Source organism: Streptomyces sp. NPDC005962 (genome assembly GCF_040629205.1).
In the GTDB taxonomy this organism is placed as follows: domain Bacteria; phylum Actinomycetota; class Actinomycetes; order Streptomycetales; family Streptomycetaceae; genus Streptomyces.
In genome coordinates this window covers 799,377-814,007 of the sequence record NZ_JBEXVE010000001.1, presented here as the reverse complement: position 1 = coordinate 814,007, position 14,631 = coordinate 799,377, and the positions used below count along the sequence as shown (strand labels likewise).

The following is a 14,631-nucleotide window of genomic DNA, read 5'->3' as shown; positions in this document are numbered from 1 at the left end:
ATCCGGCACCCGCCCTGTAAGACAGCGGGGCCGACCAGGCACACTTCCATGCATGAGCGAATGGCCCCAGGGTTACACCGGTGACCGCAACGACCGGTACGGACGCGGCAGCGGTGGCTCCCAGCCAGAGGGGGCCCGGTCCATGCCGCAGGTACGGCGGGCGGCACCGGGCGGCGGCGGGCAGCAGCCCGGCGAGCCGCCGCTGCCCCCTGAGCTTTCACCGCGGGGGAACGTTCCGGGGCCCTCCCCGAGCTACGACGACTACGGCGGCCACGGCGGCGACGGCTACAACACCGGCCAGGTCTACGGCGGCGGTGGCCATGGCCCCGGCGGGCCCGGTGGACCCGGCCGCGGCGGACGCGGCGGGCGGGCAGGAGGCCCCGTGAACTGGAAGCGCCGGATAACCATCGGCCTGGTCACCCTGGTCGTACTGCTGCTCGCGGTCGGCATCGGGACGTACTTCTGGGCCGACGGCAAGCTCAAGCGCGACGTCGACCTCAGCAAGGTCGAGGACCGGCCGACCGGCGGCAAGGGCACCAACTACCTGATCGTCGGTTCGGACAGCCGTGAGGGTATGTCCGCCGAGGACAAGAAGAAGCTGCACACCGGCTCGGCCGAGGGCCGCCGCACCGACTCCATGATCCTGCTCCACGTCGGTGAGAACGGGAACACCATGGTCAGCCTCCCGCGTGACTCCTGGGTCACCATCCCGGCCTTCACCGGCTCGGAGACCGGCAACCGGATTCCGGCGAGCCAGAACAAGCTGAACGCGTCGTACTCCTCGGAGGGCCCGCAGCTGCTCGCCCGGACCATCGAGTACAACACCGGGCTGAAGATCGACCACTACGCGGAGATCGGCTTCGACGGCTTCGCCAAGATCGTCGACGGGGTCGGCGGGGTGGACATCAACATCCCGCAGGACATGAACGACAAGTTCTCCGGGTCCGACTTCAAGAAGGGCGAGCAGACGCTCGACGGCCAGCAGGCGCTCGCCTTCGTCCGCCAGCGCCACGGCCTCGCGGGCGGCGACCTGGACCGCACCAAGAACCAGCAGCGGTTCCTGGCAGCGCTCGCCAACAAGGCGGCGACGCCGAGCACGGTCATGAACCCCTTCAAGCTCTACCCGATGCTGGGCGCCGGGCTGGACAGCCTGATCGTCGACAAGGACATGGGCCTGTGGGACCTGAAGGACATGTTCTTCGCGATGAAGAGCGTCTCCAACGGCGAGGGCAAGCAGATGAACATGCCCGTCTCGAACCCCGGCCTCTCCACCCCCAAGGGCAGCGCCGTCCAGTGGGACATGCCCAAGGTCAAGCAGCTGGTGGGCGAGCTGAAGAACGACGACAAGGTCACCGTCTCCGGCAACTGACCGCGACGCCATCGCACGACGACCGCCGCCGGGCCGAGCGCCCGGCGGCGGTCGTCTGTTAGGTTCGTCCCGCGCTACGAGTTGAAACGGTTCAACCACCTCCGGGAAGGAACCGCACCACGATGACGTACCGCCCCGCCCCCGGCCGCAGACGCCTGCTCCGCGGCCTCACCCTCGCCGCCGCGACCGCCGCCGCGACCGCCGCCGGGACCAGCGCCGCCCCGGCCGCCCTCGCCGCCACCACGACCGGCCGCCGATGGACCCGGATCGCCCACGACGACTTCCGCCACGGCACCGGCCAGTGGACCGCCGAGCTGGAGAGCGGCGGGACGGTACGGGCCCGGCACGGCGTGCTCGACGTCGACGTACCGGGCGGCGCCACGGTCTGGTTCACCCGCGAGCTGACCGGCCCGTACGTGATCGAGTACACGGCCACCCCGGTCTCGGCGGGCGGCCCGAACGACCAGGTGACCGACCTCAACGCCTTCTGGAACGCCCGCGACGTCCGCTCCCCCGGCGACCTCTTCGCCACGCGGCGCAGCGGCAGCTTCGCCGACTACGACTTCCTCAAGACCTACTACGTCGGCTACGGCGCCAACCTCAACACCACCACCCGCATGCGCCGCTACGTCGGCGAGCCGGGCAACCGCCCCCTGCTCTTCGACCTCACCGAGCCGCTGCTCACCCCCAACGCCCCGTACCGCGTCCGCCTGGTGTCCGCCGGGCGGACCGTCCAGTACTGGAGCAACGGCGAGCTCCTCTTCGACCACCGCGACCCGGAGCCCTACACCACCGGCTGGTTCGGCTTCCGCACCGTGGCCAGCCACTTCCACCTCGCGGACTTCTCCGTCTGGCGACCCGGCGGTCGCCACTAGCGGCGGCACACCAGCCCCCGAAGGCCGCGGCCCCACCCGAGGCCCCGGCCTTTCATGAGCCCTCCGTACGCGCCCCCGGAATCACCTCCTTGCGCCCTTGACGCCGTAGAGCCGCCGCAGCAAAGCTCATGCAAGTTGGCGTAAGCCACTCGACACCGGAGGCAGCCATGGCACTGCGGTTCATCGGGATTGATCCGGAGACGGGTCAGCAGGGTTCCCCCACCATCTGGGTGGACGAGGAGAAGAGGGAACTGGTGCTCCAGGGCTGGAAGCCGGACAAGGCACTGGAGACGGAGTGTGCCGCGTTCGAGGCTCCCGGGCACCTTCCGGGAATCCCGGCACACGAGGCCCTGGTCCGGATTCCGGCCCGCATGGTGCCGATGCTCAGGGAGGCGTGCGATGTCGCGGAACGAACCTGGCTTTGATGAGCTGCTGGCCTCTGCCAAGCACTCGGCCCTGCACCTGGAGATGCGGGATGTGTATGGCGTGGGTGACGAGGCCGAGGACTTCGAGACGTGGAAACGTACCGGGCAACGTGATGTGGACCCCGCGTCCGCCTACTGGGCCCCCTGGGTCGATCTGATGCGTTCCACGGTGGCCAGAGGCGTGGCCGTCCGCCGTGCTCGCATCGTCTCCGAGCCGGTCACGGAATACATCCGGTACGAGCACGCCGGTACCGTCGTCAACGTCCACGCGGGGGAACATGTCCGCTGGCTGCCCAGGCGACAGGCGTCGGACATCGCGCTGCCCGGGAATGACTGCTGGGTGTTCGACGAAACCGCCATCCTCTTCAACCACTTCTCCGGCTGCGGCGACTGGTCCGGGCCGGGCTGGGAGGTCCGAACCGAGCAGGCCGTGGTTCGGCTGGCGGCGTCGGCGTTCGAAACCGTCTGGGAGCGCGGCGTTCCCCACCAGAAGTACACGGTCTGACCAACGGAGCATCGAAGAGTCATCTATGTCGGCATCCCCGTCCTCCAGTGCCCAGGCTGCCCGCGAAGCCCTCGCCGCTCGGCTCGGGGAACTGCGCAGAGACGCCGAGCTGACCGGCCACGAGTTGGCTCTCCGGTGCGGTTGGAGCCCCGCGAAATCATCACGTGTCGAACGAGCCAGGACACCTGCCTCCGACGCGGACATCCGGGCATGGTGCAAGGCGTGCGGGGCGGAAGGCCAGGCGGACGATCTGGTCGCGGCGAACCGCCAGGCCGATCACATGTACGTGCACTGGAAGAAGCTGCACCGGCATGGGATGCGCCGCGCGCAGGAGGAAGTAGTCCCCCTGTACGAGAGCACTCGCCACTTCCGCGTGTACTGCTCGAACGTCATCCCGGGCATGGCACAAACGGAGGCATACGCGGCCGCCTTGCTCTCCACTATCGCCACCTTCCAGGAGACCCCTGACGATTCGTCGCAGGCCGCCGCCTCCCGCATCGAGCGCTCGCACGTGGTCCACGAGGGCGGACACACCTTCGCGCTTCTCCTGGAAGAGACCGTGCTGCGGTACCGCATCGGTGACGCCGACACGATGGCCGGCCAGCTCGGCTACCTCCTGGCGGTGATGGCTCTTCCCAACGTCAGCCTCGGCATCATCCCGTTCACCGCTGAACGCCGCGTGTGGCCGTTGGAGGCCTTCTACCTCTTCGACGACCACCGCGCGAGCGTCGAGCTGCTGACAGCCGCGGTGAACGTGTCGGCTCCCAGCGAGATCGCCGTATACGCCAAAGCCTTCTCCCAATTGGCGGAGATCGCTGTCCACGGCACCGCCGCCCGTGCCCTCATCACCGAGGCGATCAACACCCTCCGGTAATCCACATGCAATGCCGTGCAAGAACGTGGATCGGCAGAGGACGCTGTCTCTATCGTCGTTGCACGGTCATTCGGCCGGGATCAGATCCGCTCCACGGAACCCTCTCCTGGAGGTACGCACGATGAGCACAGCCGCACCGACACGCACGCGTGACCCGCAGCTCCTCCTCAACGCACTGGCCCACCGCGTCCCCAGCCTGATCACCGATACCGAGCCGACGCTGTGGGCCCGGGAGACCGCCCTCCTGCTGCGCGACAACGCCGTCATGACCCGCGACACCGCCGAGCGGCTCCTGGGTCAGGCCATCGCCTACACCATCACCGCCATGGAGTGTCAGGGCGTGGACATGGGCGTCGGCTACACCGTGGATGTGGCCGTTCACGCCCTGATCCTGGACACCCCGGTCTACTTCGCCCTGTGTGACGAGTACCACGGCGGCCAGTACAAGCACCACGCACCGCTGATCCGGCGGCGGTGTGACGGCACCGTCACCCGGACGGCGGACATCCTGCGCGGGAACGGGTTCGCCGTGGACGATGAGCTGTGGGCCATGGACGCGGCGGAGTGCTCACCGTGCGACGACAAGGTGCCCGACAGCCACTAGCCGAGCAGTATCCCCTCCGCCCCGCTCCGGGGCGGAGGGGAGGACCTCCCCGAAAGCTTGAGGAAGACACTTGCCCGCTCGGTACGACATCGACTCCGAACGAGAACTCTGGGACGCCTTCGCCGAGAGCACCCGGGACAAGGCTCTGGAAGCCGATCCGGTGTTCTGCTGGACGCAGTACGCCGGGCACGGTCCCGGCCCGGAACTCCTGGGATCGCCGAAAACGGCCCTGGAGATTGGGTGCGGTACTGGGCGTGCACTGGCCTTCCTGCTGAAGCGGGGCGTCAAGGTCACGGGGGTCGATCTGTCGCCCGTGGCGGTCAAGCACCTGACCGAACGCTGGGGGGCGAGGGGCGGGGAATTCATCTGCGCGGAAGTACTGGAGCATCTGGGCACCCACGCCGACACCTATGACGCGATCTACTCGATCTTCGGGGCCGTGTGGTTCACCGACCCGGCAAAGCTCTTGCCTCTGGTCGCACAGCGGCTCAACCCCGGCGGCACCCTCGTCTTCTCCCAGCCCCCGGCCATCCCCGGCGCGTACGGTCCGCAGGGCATGTACAAGGGCGGTTTCGCGGGGAAGGCCATGTTCACGTACCGCTACAGCTACACCCCACGAAAATGGGCCGCACTGCTCGCGAGGAGCGGCTTCCGGGATATCGAGGCGGCCGTCCTGGACGCACCGACCGAGGGGCATATCGGAACACTGATCGTCCGGGCGGTGTCCGGCTGAGCCGACCCCCGGCACGATGCCGGGGGCCATGGCGTTCCCGCAGGTCAGCCCCGCTACGGCAGGTTGCGCGCCATGACGATGCGCTGGACCTGGTTGGTGCCCTCGTAGATTTGGGTGATCTTGGCGTCGCGCATCATGCGCTCGACCGGGTAGTCGCGGGTGTAGCCGTAGCCGCCGAGGAGCTGGACGGCGTCCGTGGTGATCTCCATGGCGGCGTCGGAGGCGTAGCACTTGGCGGCGGCGCCGAAGAAGGTGAGGTCGGCATCGACGCGCTCGGACTTGGCGGCGGCCGAGTAGGTCAGCTGGCGGGCGGCCTCCAGCTTCATGGCCATGTCGGCGAGCATGAACTGGACGCCCTGGAAGTCGGCGATCGGCTTGCCGAACTGCTTGCGCTCCTGGACGTAGCCCTTGGCGTAGTCGAGGGCGCCCTGGGCGATGCCGAGGGCCTGGGCGGCGATGGTGACGCGGGTGTGGTCGAGGGTCTTCATGGCGATGGCGAAGCCGGTGCCCTCTTCGCCGATCATGCGGTCGGCGGGGATGCGGACGTTGTCGAGGTAGACCTCACGCGTCGGGGAGCCCTTGATGCCGAGCTTCTTCTCCGGGGCGCCGAAGGAGACGCCCTCGTCGGACTTCTCCACGACGAAGGCGGAGATGCCCTTGGACCGCTTCTCGGGGTCCGTGACGGCCATCACCGTGTAGTAGTCGGAGACTCCGGCGTTGGTGATCCAGCGCTTGACGCCGTTGAGGACGTAGGAGTCGCCGTCGCGCACCGCCTTGGTCTTCATCCCGGCCGCGTCCGAGCCAGCGTCGGGCTCGGAGAGACAGTAGGAGAACATCGCGTCGCCCTTGGCGAGCGAGCTGAGGTACTTCTTCTTCAGCTCCTCGGAGCCGGACAGGATGACCGGCAGCGAGCCCAGCTTGTTGACCGCGGGGATCAGGGAGGAGGAGGCGCATACGCGGGCGACCTCCTCGATGACGATCACGGTCGCGAGCGCGTCGGCACCGGCGCCGCCGTACGACTCGGGGACGTGCACCGCGTGCAGATCATTGGCGACCAGGGAGTCCAGCGCTTCCTGCGGGAAGCGGGCCTCCTCGTCGACCTCGGCCGCGAAGGGGGCTATTTTCGCCTCGGCGAGCGAGCGGACCGAATCGCGGAGCATGTCGTGCTCCTCGGACGGCCGGTACAGGTCGAAGTCTGCGTTTCCCGAGGACGCCAAGGTCTTCTCACTCCCCTGTGGTGCTAACTACCGTTAAGTAACCGAAGTCTAGGGCCGTCGTCCCGACACGTATACGTGGCCTGTACGTGAGCTACCCGACAAGACGCCGCTGAGCGCTGTCGGAGGTGCCGACTATGCTCAGGCAGCGCACCTGAGACCAACGCTTCTGGAGCACCACATGGCCCTCAAGATCACCGTGATCGGCACCGGCTACCTGGGCGCGACCCACGCCGCGGCCATGGCCGAGCTGGGCTTCGAGGTGCTGGGCCTGGACATCGTGCCGGAGAAGATCGCGATGCTCTCCGAGGGCCGGGTGCCCATGTACGAGCCAGGCCTGGAAGATCTGCTGAAGCGGCATGTGGTCGGCGCCGAGGGCTCGACCGGGCGGCTGCGCTTCACCAGCTCCTACGAGGAGGCCGGGCAGTTCGGCGATGTCCACTTCATCTGTGTGAACACTCCGCAGAAGCACGGCGAGTACGCGTGTGACATGCGTTACGTCGACAACGCCGTGGAGTCGCTCGCCCCGCATCTGCACCGCCCGGCACTGGTCGTCGGCAAGTCCACCGTCCCCGTGGGCAGCGCGGACCGGCTGGCGGCGCGGCTGGCCGAGCTGGCCCCGGCCGGTGCGGACGCCGAGCTGGCGTGGAACCCGGAGTTCCTGCGCGAGGGCTTCGCCGTCCAGGACACGCTGCACCCGGACCGGATCGTGGTCGGGGTCACCAGCGACCGTTCCGAGAAGGTGCTGCGGGACGTGTACACGACGCCGATCTCGGAGGGGTCGCCGTTCGTGGTGACCGACTTCCCGACCGCCGAGCTGGTGAAGACCTCGGCGAACTCCTTCCTCGCCACGAAGATCTCGTTCATCAACGCCATGGCCGAGGTCTGCGAGGCGGCGGGCGGAGACGTCGTCAAGCTCGCCGAGGCCATCGGCTACGACGAGCGGATCGGCAGTAAGTTCCTGCGCGCCGGGATCGGCTTCGGCGGCGGCTGCCTGCCCAAGGACATCCGCGCCTTCATGGCCCGCGCCGGTGAACTCGGCGCGGACCAGGCCCTGACCTTCCTCCGCGAGGTCGACTCGATCAACATGCGGCGCCGCGGCCACATGGTCGAGCTGGCCCGCGAGGCCGTCGGCGGCAGCTTCCTGGGCAAGCGGGTGGCGGTGCTGGGCGCCACGTTCAAGCCGGACTCCGACGACGTACGGGACTCCCCCGCGCTCAACGTGGCCGGGCAGATACAGCTCCAGGGCGCCCAGGTGACCGTCTTCGACCCCAAGGGCATGGACAACGCCCGCGCCCTCTTCCCGACCCTCGCCTACGCCCCGAGCGCCCAGGAGGCGGCCCAGGGCGCCCATGCGGTGCTGCACCTGACCGAGTGGCGCGAGTTCCGCGAGCTGGACCCGGTGGGCCTGGGCGAGCTGGTCGCCGAGCGCCGCATCCTGGACGGGCGGAACGCGCTCGACCCCGACTACTGGCGCGACGCGGGCTGGACGTACCGCGCGCTGGGCCGCCCCATGGCGTAGCCGCCTGCCCTCCCCACGGCCCGCGTTCACTCCCCCTCCACAACCAGCGGTCTTCCTCCACGCGGCGCGATGCGAGGTGTCGACGGCTATCGCCCGATCTCACAGTGGCGGTACTGCCCGATGAGAGGGCCGCAATCAGCGGTTAACTAACGCGTAGTGAAGGAGAATCCCCCCTCCGGTCTCCTGATGGCTCACTCATGAACTGACCATGCCAGGAGGGGGCTATGCCCTTCTTCACCAGGGCGGTCTGGCCAGGGGATCACCGTGACGAGATCGTCGCGGGCGCGCTCGTCGGCGCCGTCGTGGTCGTCCTCGGCTATGCCTCGGGGATCGGCGGCACGCGCGCCGCCGATGCCCAGGCAGCCGTCCCCCCACCCACTCCGCCCACGGCCGCCGCACCACCCAGCCCCGGCCCGCCCGACGACTCCCCCACACCGCCCGCCGCACCCGCGCCTGTCGCACCAGCGCCCGCACCCGTCGCCCCGGACCCGGGCGGCGGCGGTCTCCCGGTCGTGCCGCCGCCGGCGCCCCTGCCGGTGGACCACGGCGCGCACGACGGCCATGGCGGGAACGGGGACGCCGGTTCGCCGGACCCCGGCCCCTCGCCGTCCCCCTCCACCCCGGACGACGATGCCCGGGACGACGACCCCCGTGGCTCGTGCGCCGATGGCTCGGTCCATCTCGTCCAGCCCGTGCTCCAGCGGCTCACCGCGCCCCTGACCGGCGTGCTCGACCTGCCCAGCGGCCCCTCCGGTACGGCGCCCTCGGCGGAACCGACGGACCAGGCGGACTCCGCGGGCCCGCCGGGCCCGCCGGACCCGGCAGCCGAGTCGGCCACGACGGACTCGACGGCCACGACGGCTTCGACGGTTCCGGCGGACATATGCGTCGGCCCCTGGCTCCCGGCCTCGGCCTCGGCCTCCCCGTCCGATTCGCCCTCGCCGGGCGCTCCATGACGGCCCGCCGCACCACCGCCACGGTGCTGCTCACGCTCCTCACCGTCCTGCTGTGCGCCCCCACCGCCTCCGCCCACACCGAGCTGCGCGGCTCCAGCCCCAAGGACGGAGCCCAACTCCACCAGCCGCCCCGCCGCGTCACCCTCACCTTCAGCGAACCGGTCGAACCGGACGAGGTACGGGCCACCGTGGACGGCACCCGGCTGCCGGTGAGCCGGGCCGCAGACGGCCGCAAGGACACCGTCACCGCCCTCCTGCGTACGAAGTCCGAGCCCCGGCACGGCCGGCTGACCCTGGCCTGGCGGGTGATCGACGAACAGGACGGCCACGCCAGCTCGGGACGGATCGGCTTCCGGGTCCCCGCCGGTACGGGCGCGGGCGGCGCCGCGGAGCACGACGCGAGCGGACACCAGGCGGCGTCCGGGCCCACCGGGCCGTCCACCGCGGTGCACCGTGGCCTGGTCACCTCCCGCTGGTTCGGCTATCTCTCCCTCGCCCTGTTCGTGGGCGGGCTGGCGTTCGTCGCCCTGCTGTGGCCACAGGGCGCCGCCGACCGGCGGGCCAGGGCCCTGCTAGCGGCGTCCTGGCTGTGCGGACTGCTGGCGTCCGTCGCCACCTGGGGGCTCCAGGGGGCGTACGTGGCGATGGGCGGGCTCGGCGACGCGCTCGCGCCGGCCTCGTACCGGGACATCCTCGACACCGACGTCGGCGTCGTCCTGGCCACCCGCGGGCTGCTGTGGGTGCTGGCAGCGGTCGTACTCGCCACCGTGCTGCAGGGCGGTGCGGGGGCCGCCCGTTCCCCCGGATGGCGGGTCGGCGCGGCAGCCGTCGCCCTGGGGCTGCTGCGTACGGCGGGCATGTCCGGCCACAGCTCCGAGGGCGCCGCCCCGGGCTGGGGCGCCACCGCCGACCTGGTGCATCTGCTCGGTGTCGCGCTGTGGATCGGCGGGCTGGCCATGCTCGCGGTCGCCGTGCTGCCGCGCCGCCGCCCGGACGAACTGGCCGCCGTCGTGCCCCGCTACTCGACGCTGGCCGCTGTCTCGGTGACCGCCATCGCCGCCGCCGGGCTGGTGCTCGCCTGGCAGGTGGTGGGCTCCTTCGACGCGCTGCTGCACACCGCGTACGGGCAGCTGCTGCTGATCAAGGTGGCGGTCCTCGCCGTCACGCTGCTGGTTGCCCAGAGCAGCCGGCTGTGGGTGCGCAACCGCCTCGACTTCGCCGTGCTGCTGCGCGGCGACGCCGCCTCCGTGCGGCCCTTCGGCTACTCGGTAGCCGCGGAGACGGGGCTCGTCCTCGTCGTACTCGCGGCGACGAGTCTGCTGGTCACGTCCGATCCCGGCCGCTGAACCGGCATCTGTTTCCCATCCCCCGAGAATCAAGGGAGTCCACAGGACCATGAGCGACAACGACACCGCGCAGGCAGTGCGGGAACCGGGGCAGCGGCCGCGCTCCCGATTCGGCAACCGGGCTCTGCTGACGGGCGGGCTGGCCGCGGCCGGGTCGGCCGTGCTGTGCCTGGGGCTGATCCAGTCCGCGGCCTCCGGGGCGACCGCCGCCCCGGCGCCCGCGGCCGCCCAGCAGGCGGCGCAGCCGGCCGCCGCCCAACAGCCCGCGGCGGCCGCCGACTACAAGGTCGACATCAAGGGCATGAAGTTCGGCTCCGCGAAGCTGACGGTGCGTGTCGGCGACACGGTGCAGTGGACGAACTCGGACGAGGCCCCGCATACGGTCACCACCACCAAGGGCCCGAAGCAGTTCGACTCCGGGACCCTGAAGAAGGGGGACTCCTGGTCGTACACCTTCACCACGCCCGGCACGTACGAGTACTACTGCGCGGTGCACCCGGACATGACCGCGTCCATCACGGTCCTCCCGGACGACGGCGGCACCGACGGCGGCACCGACGGCGGCACGGGCGGCGGCACGGGCGGCGGCACGTCCGGCGGGACCGGCGGGGACAGCGGGGGGCACTCCTCCGGCGGCACCTCGGGCGGCGGCCACACCGGCGGCACCTCGGGCGGCGGCACGAGCGGCGGCGGCACGAGCGGCGGCGGCACCGGCGGCGGCACGAGCGGCGGCGGCACGAGCGGCGGCGGCACCGGCGGCGGGACCTCCTCGGGCGGCTCCGGCGGCGGCTCCGGCGACGACGGCCAGTGCGCCGACGTCCGGAAGGTCCTGATGCCGATACTCCACCATCTGAATTCGGCCCACCTGGAGCGCTCCCCGGGCGAGCAGGTACAGGACGCCCTCCAGCTCGACCAGTACATCAAGACCCACACCGTCTGGGTGGAGAGCATCCTCAACCCGGCCGTCGAGGACGGCGGCGCGGTCGCCGACAAGACGCTGTCCGTCATCCTCCAGCACGTCAAGACCGCTCATCTGGAGGAGTCCCTGGGCCAGCAGATCCAGGACGCCCTCAACCTCGACAGCTACGTGAAGATGCACACCGTCTGGGCCGAGCACCTGCTCCAGCCCACCGAGGACTACATCACCGGCAACTGCTGACGGACGGCGGGCCGGCCGAGTCGCAGTCGGCCGGCCCGTCGCCTTCCGCACCCTAGCCCCCTCGCTTCCCTCTGGAGACCGGGATGACCACCGAAACCCTGCCCCGCTCCCCCGCCCCACCACCCGGAACCGGCCCGGAGTGGCTGCCGCGCCGGGGCACGTACGCCGTCGCCCCGGACCGTGGCATCGTCGAACTCACGGCGCGGCTCGGCCCGGTCGCCACCCTCCGGGGGCGGCTGGACCTGACCGACGCCGCCCTCACCGTCGCCGACGACCCCGCCGACTGTGCGCTGCACATCGAGATGAACAGCGCCTCGCTGCGCACCGGCAGGCTGCTGGGCGACGGCAGGCTGCGCGGCAGTCGAGGGCTGTACGCCACGCGGCACAAGCGTCTGGTCTTCCGCTCCGAAAGCATCGAGCCCGCCGACGACGGACAGCGGCTCGAAGTCCACGGGGACCTGGAAGTGCGCGGCGTACCGCTCGCCACGACGCTGCGGCTGCGGGTCGCGGGGCGGGCCGCGGACCGGCTGCTCGTCGTCGGCGCCGCCGAGGTCCCGTACCGTCCGCTGCGCCGCGCGACCGGGTTCACCCTGCCGCGCACCGCGCCCGCGGGGCGTCTGCGGCTGCTCGTGGCCGCGGAGTTCACATGAAGGCGGTACGGGCGGTACGGGCCGTCCTCGCCGCGGGTCTGCTGGCGCTCGCGCTGGTGCCGCTGACCGCGGGCGAGGCGTCGGCCGCTTCCCACCGGATCGTCATGAAGGGCTACGCGTTCGGGCCGCGCACCCTCACCATCAGCGCCGGGGACACCGTCACCTGGGTCAACCAGGACACCGCCCCTCACGATGTGAAGACCACCTCCGGCCCGGCCGCGATCCACTCCCCCATGCTGAACAAGGGAGACACCTGGAGCTTCACGTTCACCGCGGCCGGCAGTTACGGCTATCTGTGCACGGTGCACCCGGGCATGACCGGGAACCTGGTCGTCAAGCCCGCCGCACCGGCCACAACGGCCGCGCCCACCCACGCCCACGGCGACCACGGCGGCTCCCATCCGTCCGCGGCCCCGCCGACGGCCGGGGCGAGCGCGGGGGTACGGACGGGCGCGGCGGCCACGGCGTCGGCCAAAGCCCCCTCGTCGGCCTCCGGGAGCGCCGAGCCGACGCCCGCGTCGGACGCGAGCACGTCCGCCGCCGCGGGCGCACCGTCGGCCGCCGCCCCGAGCACGCCCCCGGCCACCGCCCCGCCGCCGCAGGCCGCGGTGTCCGCGCCCGCCGGAGCGGGGCGGCCGCTGGATCCGCTGCTGGTCCTCGCCGGAGCGGTGGCCGGGGTGTCCGTCCTGTGTCTGCTGCTGGTCGGCTCACGCACCGCGACCGCCCGCGCGGCGGACACCGGGGCGTCTTCGGCCGGCTCCTGAGCGAACGCGGCGGGAGCGACGGTTCGCTACCGCCGCTGCCGCGTCCGAAACCCGTCCGCCCCCGCCGGATGTCATCCGGCGGGGGCGGAGCCGTGCACGGGGTCAGCGGCGCGGGCGGTGGCCGCGTTCCTGCGTCGGGGGCTTCTGGCCGGCGCCCGGGAGGGTCGGCTTGGGGAGGTTCTCGACCTCCTCCTTGGCCTTCTCCAGCTGCTCGGCCGTGTCGTCCGGCAGCTTCGGCGGCTTCGGCGCGGCGTGGCCGAAGCCGAAGGCCGAGGTGAGGTCGCCGAAGGTACGGCGCCGCCACTGGCTGATGTTCGGCTCCTTCACCCCGGTCAGCCGCTCCAGGAACTGGAGCACCGAGGTGTGGTCGAACGCCTCGCCCGCGGCCCAGCCGCCCACCGTCCACGGCGAGACGATGAGGCAGGGCACCCGGAAGCCGCCGCCGATGGGGAGGCCGCCGACGAACTCGTCCACGGTCCCGGCCTTCGGGGTGGGCGGCGGCACGTGGTCGAACAGGCCGTCGTTCTCGTCGTAGTTGAGGATGAAGACGGTCTTGCGCCACACCTCCGGGTTGGACGCGATGGCCTCGATCTTGGACGCCACGTAGTCCGCACCGGCCGCCGGAAGGTAGTCCGGGTGCTCGGAGACCTCGGCGGTCGGGATGATCCAGGAGACGGTCGGCAGCCGGTCGTTGCGGGCGTCCTCCTCGAACGTCCCGGCGGGGCTGTGCACCATGCCGCGGTCGTACAGCGGGTCGCCGGGCCGCGCGTCCTGGAACTGCTGGAACTCCTCCAGGAGGTTGCAGCCGTAGTTGTCCTCCTCCTGGTAGACCTTCCAGCTGACGCCCGCCTTCTGCAGGCGCTCGGCGTAGGTCGTCCAGCGGTACGGCGTCGGCGCCTTGTTCTCCAGGACCGGGCCGCCCTTGACGCCCGCCGGGTCGAGCGTGCCCGTCATCCAGTACAGCCGGTTGGGCCAGGTGGGGCCGAAGACCGAGCAGAAGTAGTTGTCGCAGACGGTGAACGCCTCGGCCAGGGCGAACTGGAACGGGATGTCCTCACGGGTGTGGTAGCCCATGACGTACGGCCCGTTCTCGCCGTCCGCCTTGCGGTGGGACGGGAGCCACTTGTCCATCCGGCCGTTGTTCCACGCCTCGTGCTGCACCGACCAGGCGTGGCTGGTGGAGGGGATCGCCTGGGCGCTCGTGGAGTGGGTGTCCAGGTGGAACGGGAGGAGGTAGCCGTCCGGGTTCACCTCGTCCGGCTGGTGGAAGACCGACTTGCCGGTGGAGAGGGTCAGGGCGTCCGGGTCGGCGAACCCGCGTACGCCCTTGAGGGTGCCGAAGTAGTGGTCGAACGAGCGGTTTTCCTGCATCAGCAGGACGACGTGCTCGATGTCGTCGAGCGAGCCGCCCGTGGGCGGCCCGGCGGCTATCGCCTGCTGCACGCTCGGCGGCAGGAGCGTCATGGCCGCGCCCGCCCCGAGCGAACCGGCGGCGGCACCAAGGAGCCTACGGCGGGTGAAGTCGGGCATAACGCCTCTTTCCCGTTTCTGTGCATGAGCGATCGTCAGACCGCTGATGACTCTCTCGCCATGCCGGCGACGGGGAAGAGACGCATTACGTGAACGATGCATCAA

Annotated in this window: 15 protein-coding genes; 13 read left to right on the top strand and 2 right to left on the bottom strand. The window is 70.9% G+C overall.

Annotation, left to right across the window (positions count from 1 at the left end; all coding sequences use genetic code 11):
• Positions 1–52: 52 nt before the first annotated feature.
• The 7 genes from ABZ370_RS03885 (at position 53) to ABZ370_RS03855 (ending at position 5,385) form a co-directional block, all read left to right on the top strand.
• Positions 53–1,369: an LCP family protein gene (locus ABZ370_RS03885; protein ID WP_358615890.1), complete on the top strand. Its 1,317-nt coding sequence runs from the start codon at positions 53–55 to the stop codon at positions 1,367–1,369.
• 122 nt (positions 1,370–1,491) lie between these two features.
• Positions 1,492–2,244, top strand: coding sequence for a DUF6250 domain-containing protein (locus ABZ370_RS03880; RefSeq protein WP_358615887.1), 753 nt, complete (start codon positions 1,492–1,494; stop codon positions 2,242–2,244).
• 167 nt (positions 2,245–2,411) lie between these two features.
• On the top strand, positions 2,412–2,669 hold the full coding sequence (locus ABZ370_RS03875; RefSeq protein ID WP_358615884.1) for a hypothetical protein: 258 nt from the start codon (positions 2,412–2,414) through the stop codon (positions 2,667–2,669).
• Positions 2,644–3,174, top strand: coding sequence for a DUF6879 family protein (locus tag ABZ370_RS03870; protein ID WP_358615882.1), 531 nt, complete (start codon positions 2,644–2,646; stop codon positions 3,172–3,174). The genes ABZ370_RS03875 and ABZ370_RS03870 overlap by 26 nt, the downstream gene beginning before the upstream one ends.
• Before the next feature lie 25 nt (positions 3,175–3,199).
• Positions 3,200–4,048, top strand: coding sequence for a helix-turn-helix transcriptional regulator (locus ABZ370_RS03865; protein ID WP_358615880.1), 849 nt, complete (start codon positions 3,200–3,202; stop codon positions 4,046–4,048).
• A gap of 121 nt (positions 4,049–4,169) precedes the next feature.
• On the top strand, positions 4,170–4,652 hold the full coding sequence (locus ABZ370_RS03860; protein ID WP_358615877.1) for a hypothetical protein: 483 nt from the start codon (positions 4,170–4,172) through the stop codon (positions 4,650–4,652).
• Between the two features lie 70 nt (positions 4,653–4,722).
• Positions 4,723–5,385: a class I SAM-dependent methyltransferase gene (locus tag ABZ370_RS03855; protein ID WP_358615875.1), complete on the top strand. Its 663-nt coding sequence runs from the start codon at positions 4,723–4,725 to the stop codon at positions 5,383–5,385.
• Between the two features lie 53 nt (positions 5,386–5,438).
• Here ABZ370_RS03855 and ABZ370_RS03850 read toward each other — a convergent pair whose 3' ends face one another.
• On the bottom strand, positions 5,439–6,602 hold the full coding sequence (locus ABZ370_RS03850; RefSeq protein ID WP_358615873.1) for an acyl-CoA dehydrogenase: 1,164 nt from the start codon (positions 6,600–6,602) through the stop codon (positions 5,439–5,441).
• A gap of 178 nt (positions 6,603–6,780) precedes the next feature.
• Between ABZ370_RS03850 and ABZ370_RS03845 the strand changes: the two genes are divergently transcribed.
• From ABZ370_RS03845 to ABZ370_RS03820, 6 genes are all read left to right on the top strand, one after another.
• Complete coding sequence (locus ABZ370_RS03845) at positions 6,781–8,121, top strand: UDP-glucose/GDP-mannose dehydrogenase family protein (protein WP_358615871.1); 1,341 nt, start codon at positions 6,781–6,783, stop codon at positions 8,119–8,121.
• Between the two features lie 224 nt (positions 8,122–8,345).
• Positions 8,346–9,077, top strand: coding sequence for a hypothetical protein (locus ABZ370_RS03840; protein WP_358615868.1), 732 nt, complete (start codon positions 8,346–8,348; stop codon positions 9,075–9,077).
• Complete coding sequence (locus tag ABZ370_RS03835; protein WP_358615865.1) at positions 9,005–10,423, top strand: CopD family protein; 1,419 nt, start codon at positions 9,005–9,007, stop codon at positions 10,421–10,423. The genes ABZ370_RS03840 and ABZ370_RS03835 overlap by 73 nt, the downstream gene beginning before the upstream one ends.
• Before the next feature lie 49 nt (positions 10,424–10,472).
• Positions 10,473–11,582, top strand: a complete 1,110-nt coding sequence (locus ABZ370_RS03830; protein ID WP_358615862.1) for a cupredoxin family copper-binding protein — start codon at positions 10,473–10,475, stop codon at positions 11,580–11,582.
• Positions 11,583–11,665: 83 nt separating this feature from the next.
• The gene (locus ABZ370_RS03825) at positions 11,666–12,232 is read left to right on the top strand and encodes a YceI family protein (RefSeq protein ID WP_358615859.1); all 567 of its coding nucleotides are present in this window, start codon (positions 11,666–11,668) and stop codon (positions 12,230–12,232) included.
• Positions 12,229–12,996, top strand: coding sequence for a cupredoxin family copper-binding protein (locus ABZ370_RS03820; protein ID WP_358615857.1), 768 nt, complete (start codon positions 12,229–12,231; stop codon positions 12,994–12,996). Before ABZ370_RS03825 ends, ABZ370_RS03820 begins: the two co-directional genes overlap by 4 nt.
• 102 nt (positions 12,997–13,098) lie before the next feature.
• On the opposite strand, the gene ABZ370_RS03815 is transcribed toward ABZ370_RS03820, so the two are convergent.
• Entirely contained in the window at positions 13,099–14,526 is a 1,428-nt protein-coding gene (locus ABZ370_RS03815; RefSeq protein WP_358615854.1) for an alkaline phosphatase family protein, read from the bottom strand.
• Between the last annotated feature and the right edge of the window lie 105 nt (positions 14,527–14,631).

What these genes read in the sequence shown, in the direction of transcription:
- ABZ370_RS03875 (WP_358615884.1), top strand. Translation starts at nt 2,412, where the DNA reads ATGGCACTGCGGTTCATCGGGATTGATCCGGAGACGGGTCAGCAGGGT.
- ABZ370_RS03825 (WP_358615859.1), top strand. Translation starts at nt 11,666, where the DNA reads ATGACCACCGAAACCCTGCCCCGCTCCCCCGCCCCACCACCCGGAACC.
- ABZ370_RS03860 (WP_358615877.1), top strand. Translation starts at nt 4,170, where the DNA reads ATGAGCACAGCCGCACCGACACGCACGCGTGACCCGCAGCTCCTCCTC.
- ABZ370_RS03845 (WP_358615871.1), top strand. Translation starts at nt 6,781, where the DNA reads ATGGCCCTCAAGATCACCGTGATCGGCACCGGCTACCTGGGCGCGACC.
- ABZ370_RS03815 (WP_358615854.1), bottom strand. Translation starts at nt 14,526, where the DNA reads ATGCCCGACTTCACCCGCCGTAGGCTCCTTGGTGCCGCCGCCGGTTCG.
- ABZ370_RS03865 (WP_358615880.1), top strand. Translation starts at nt 3,200, where the DNA reads ATGTCGGCATCCCCGTCCTCCAGTGCCCAGGCTGCCCGCGAAGCCCTC.
- ABZ370_RS03880 (WP_358615887.1), top strand. Translation starts at nt 1,492, where the DNA reads ATGACGTACCGCCCCGCCCCCGGCCGCAGACGCCTGCTCCGCGGCCTC.
- ABZ370_RS03820 (WP_358615857.1), top strand. Translation starts at nt 12,229, where the DNA reads ATGAAGGCGGTACGGGCGGTACGGGCCGTCCTCGCCGCGGGTCTGCTG.
- ABZ370_RS03830 (WP_358615862.1), top strand. Translation starts at nt 10,473, where the DNA reads ATGAGCGACAACGACACCGCGCAGGCAGTGCGGGAACCGGGGCAGCGG.
- ABZ370_RS03835 (WP_358615865.1), top strand. Translation starts at nt 9,005, where the DNA reads ATGCGTCGGCCCCTGGCTCCCGGCCTCGGCCTCGGCCTCCCCGTCCGA.
- ABZ370_RS03840 (WP_358615868.1), top strand. Translation starts at nt 8,346, where the DNA reads ATGCCCTTCTTCACCAGGGCGGTCTGGCCAGGGGATCACCGTGACGAG.
- ABZ370_RS03885 (WP_358615890.1), top strand. Translation starts at nt 53, where the DNA reads ATGAGCGAATGGCCCCAGGGTTACACCGGTGACCGCAACGACCGGTAC.
- ABZ370_RS03870 (WP_358615882.1), top strand. Translation starts at nt 2,644, where the DNA reads ATGTCGCGGAACGAACCTGGCTTTGATGAGCTGCTGGCCTCTGCCAAG.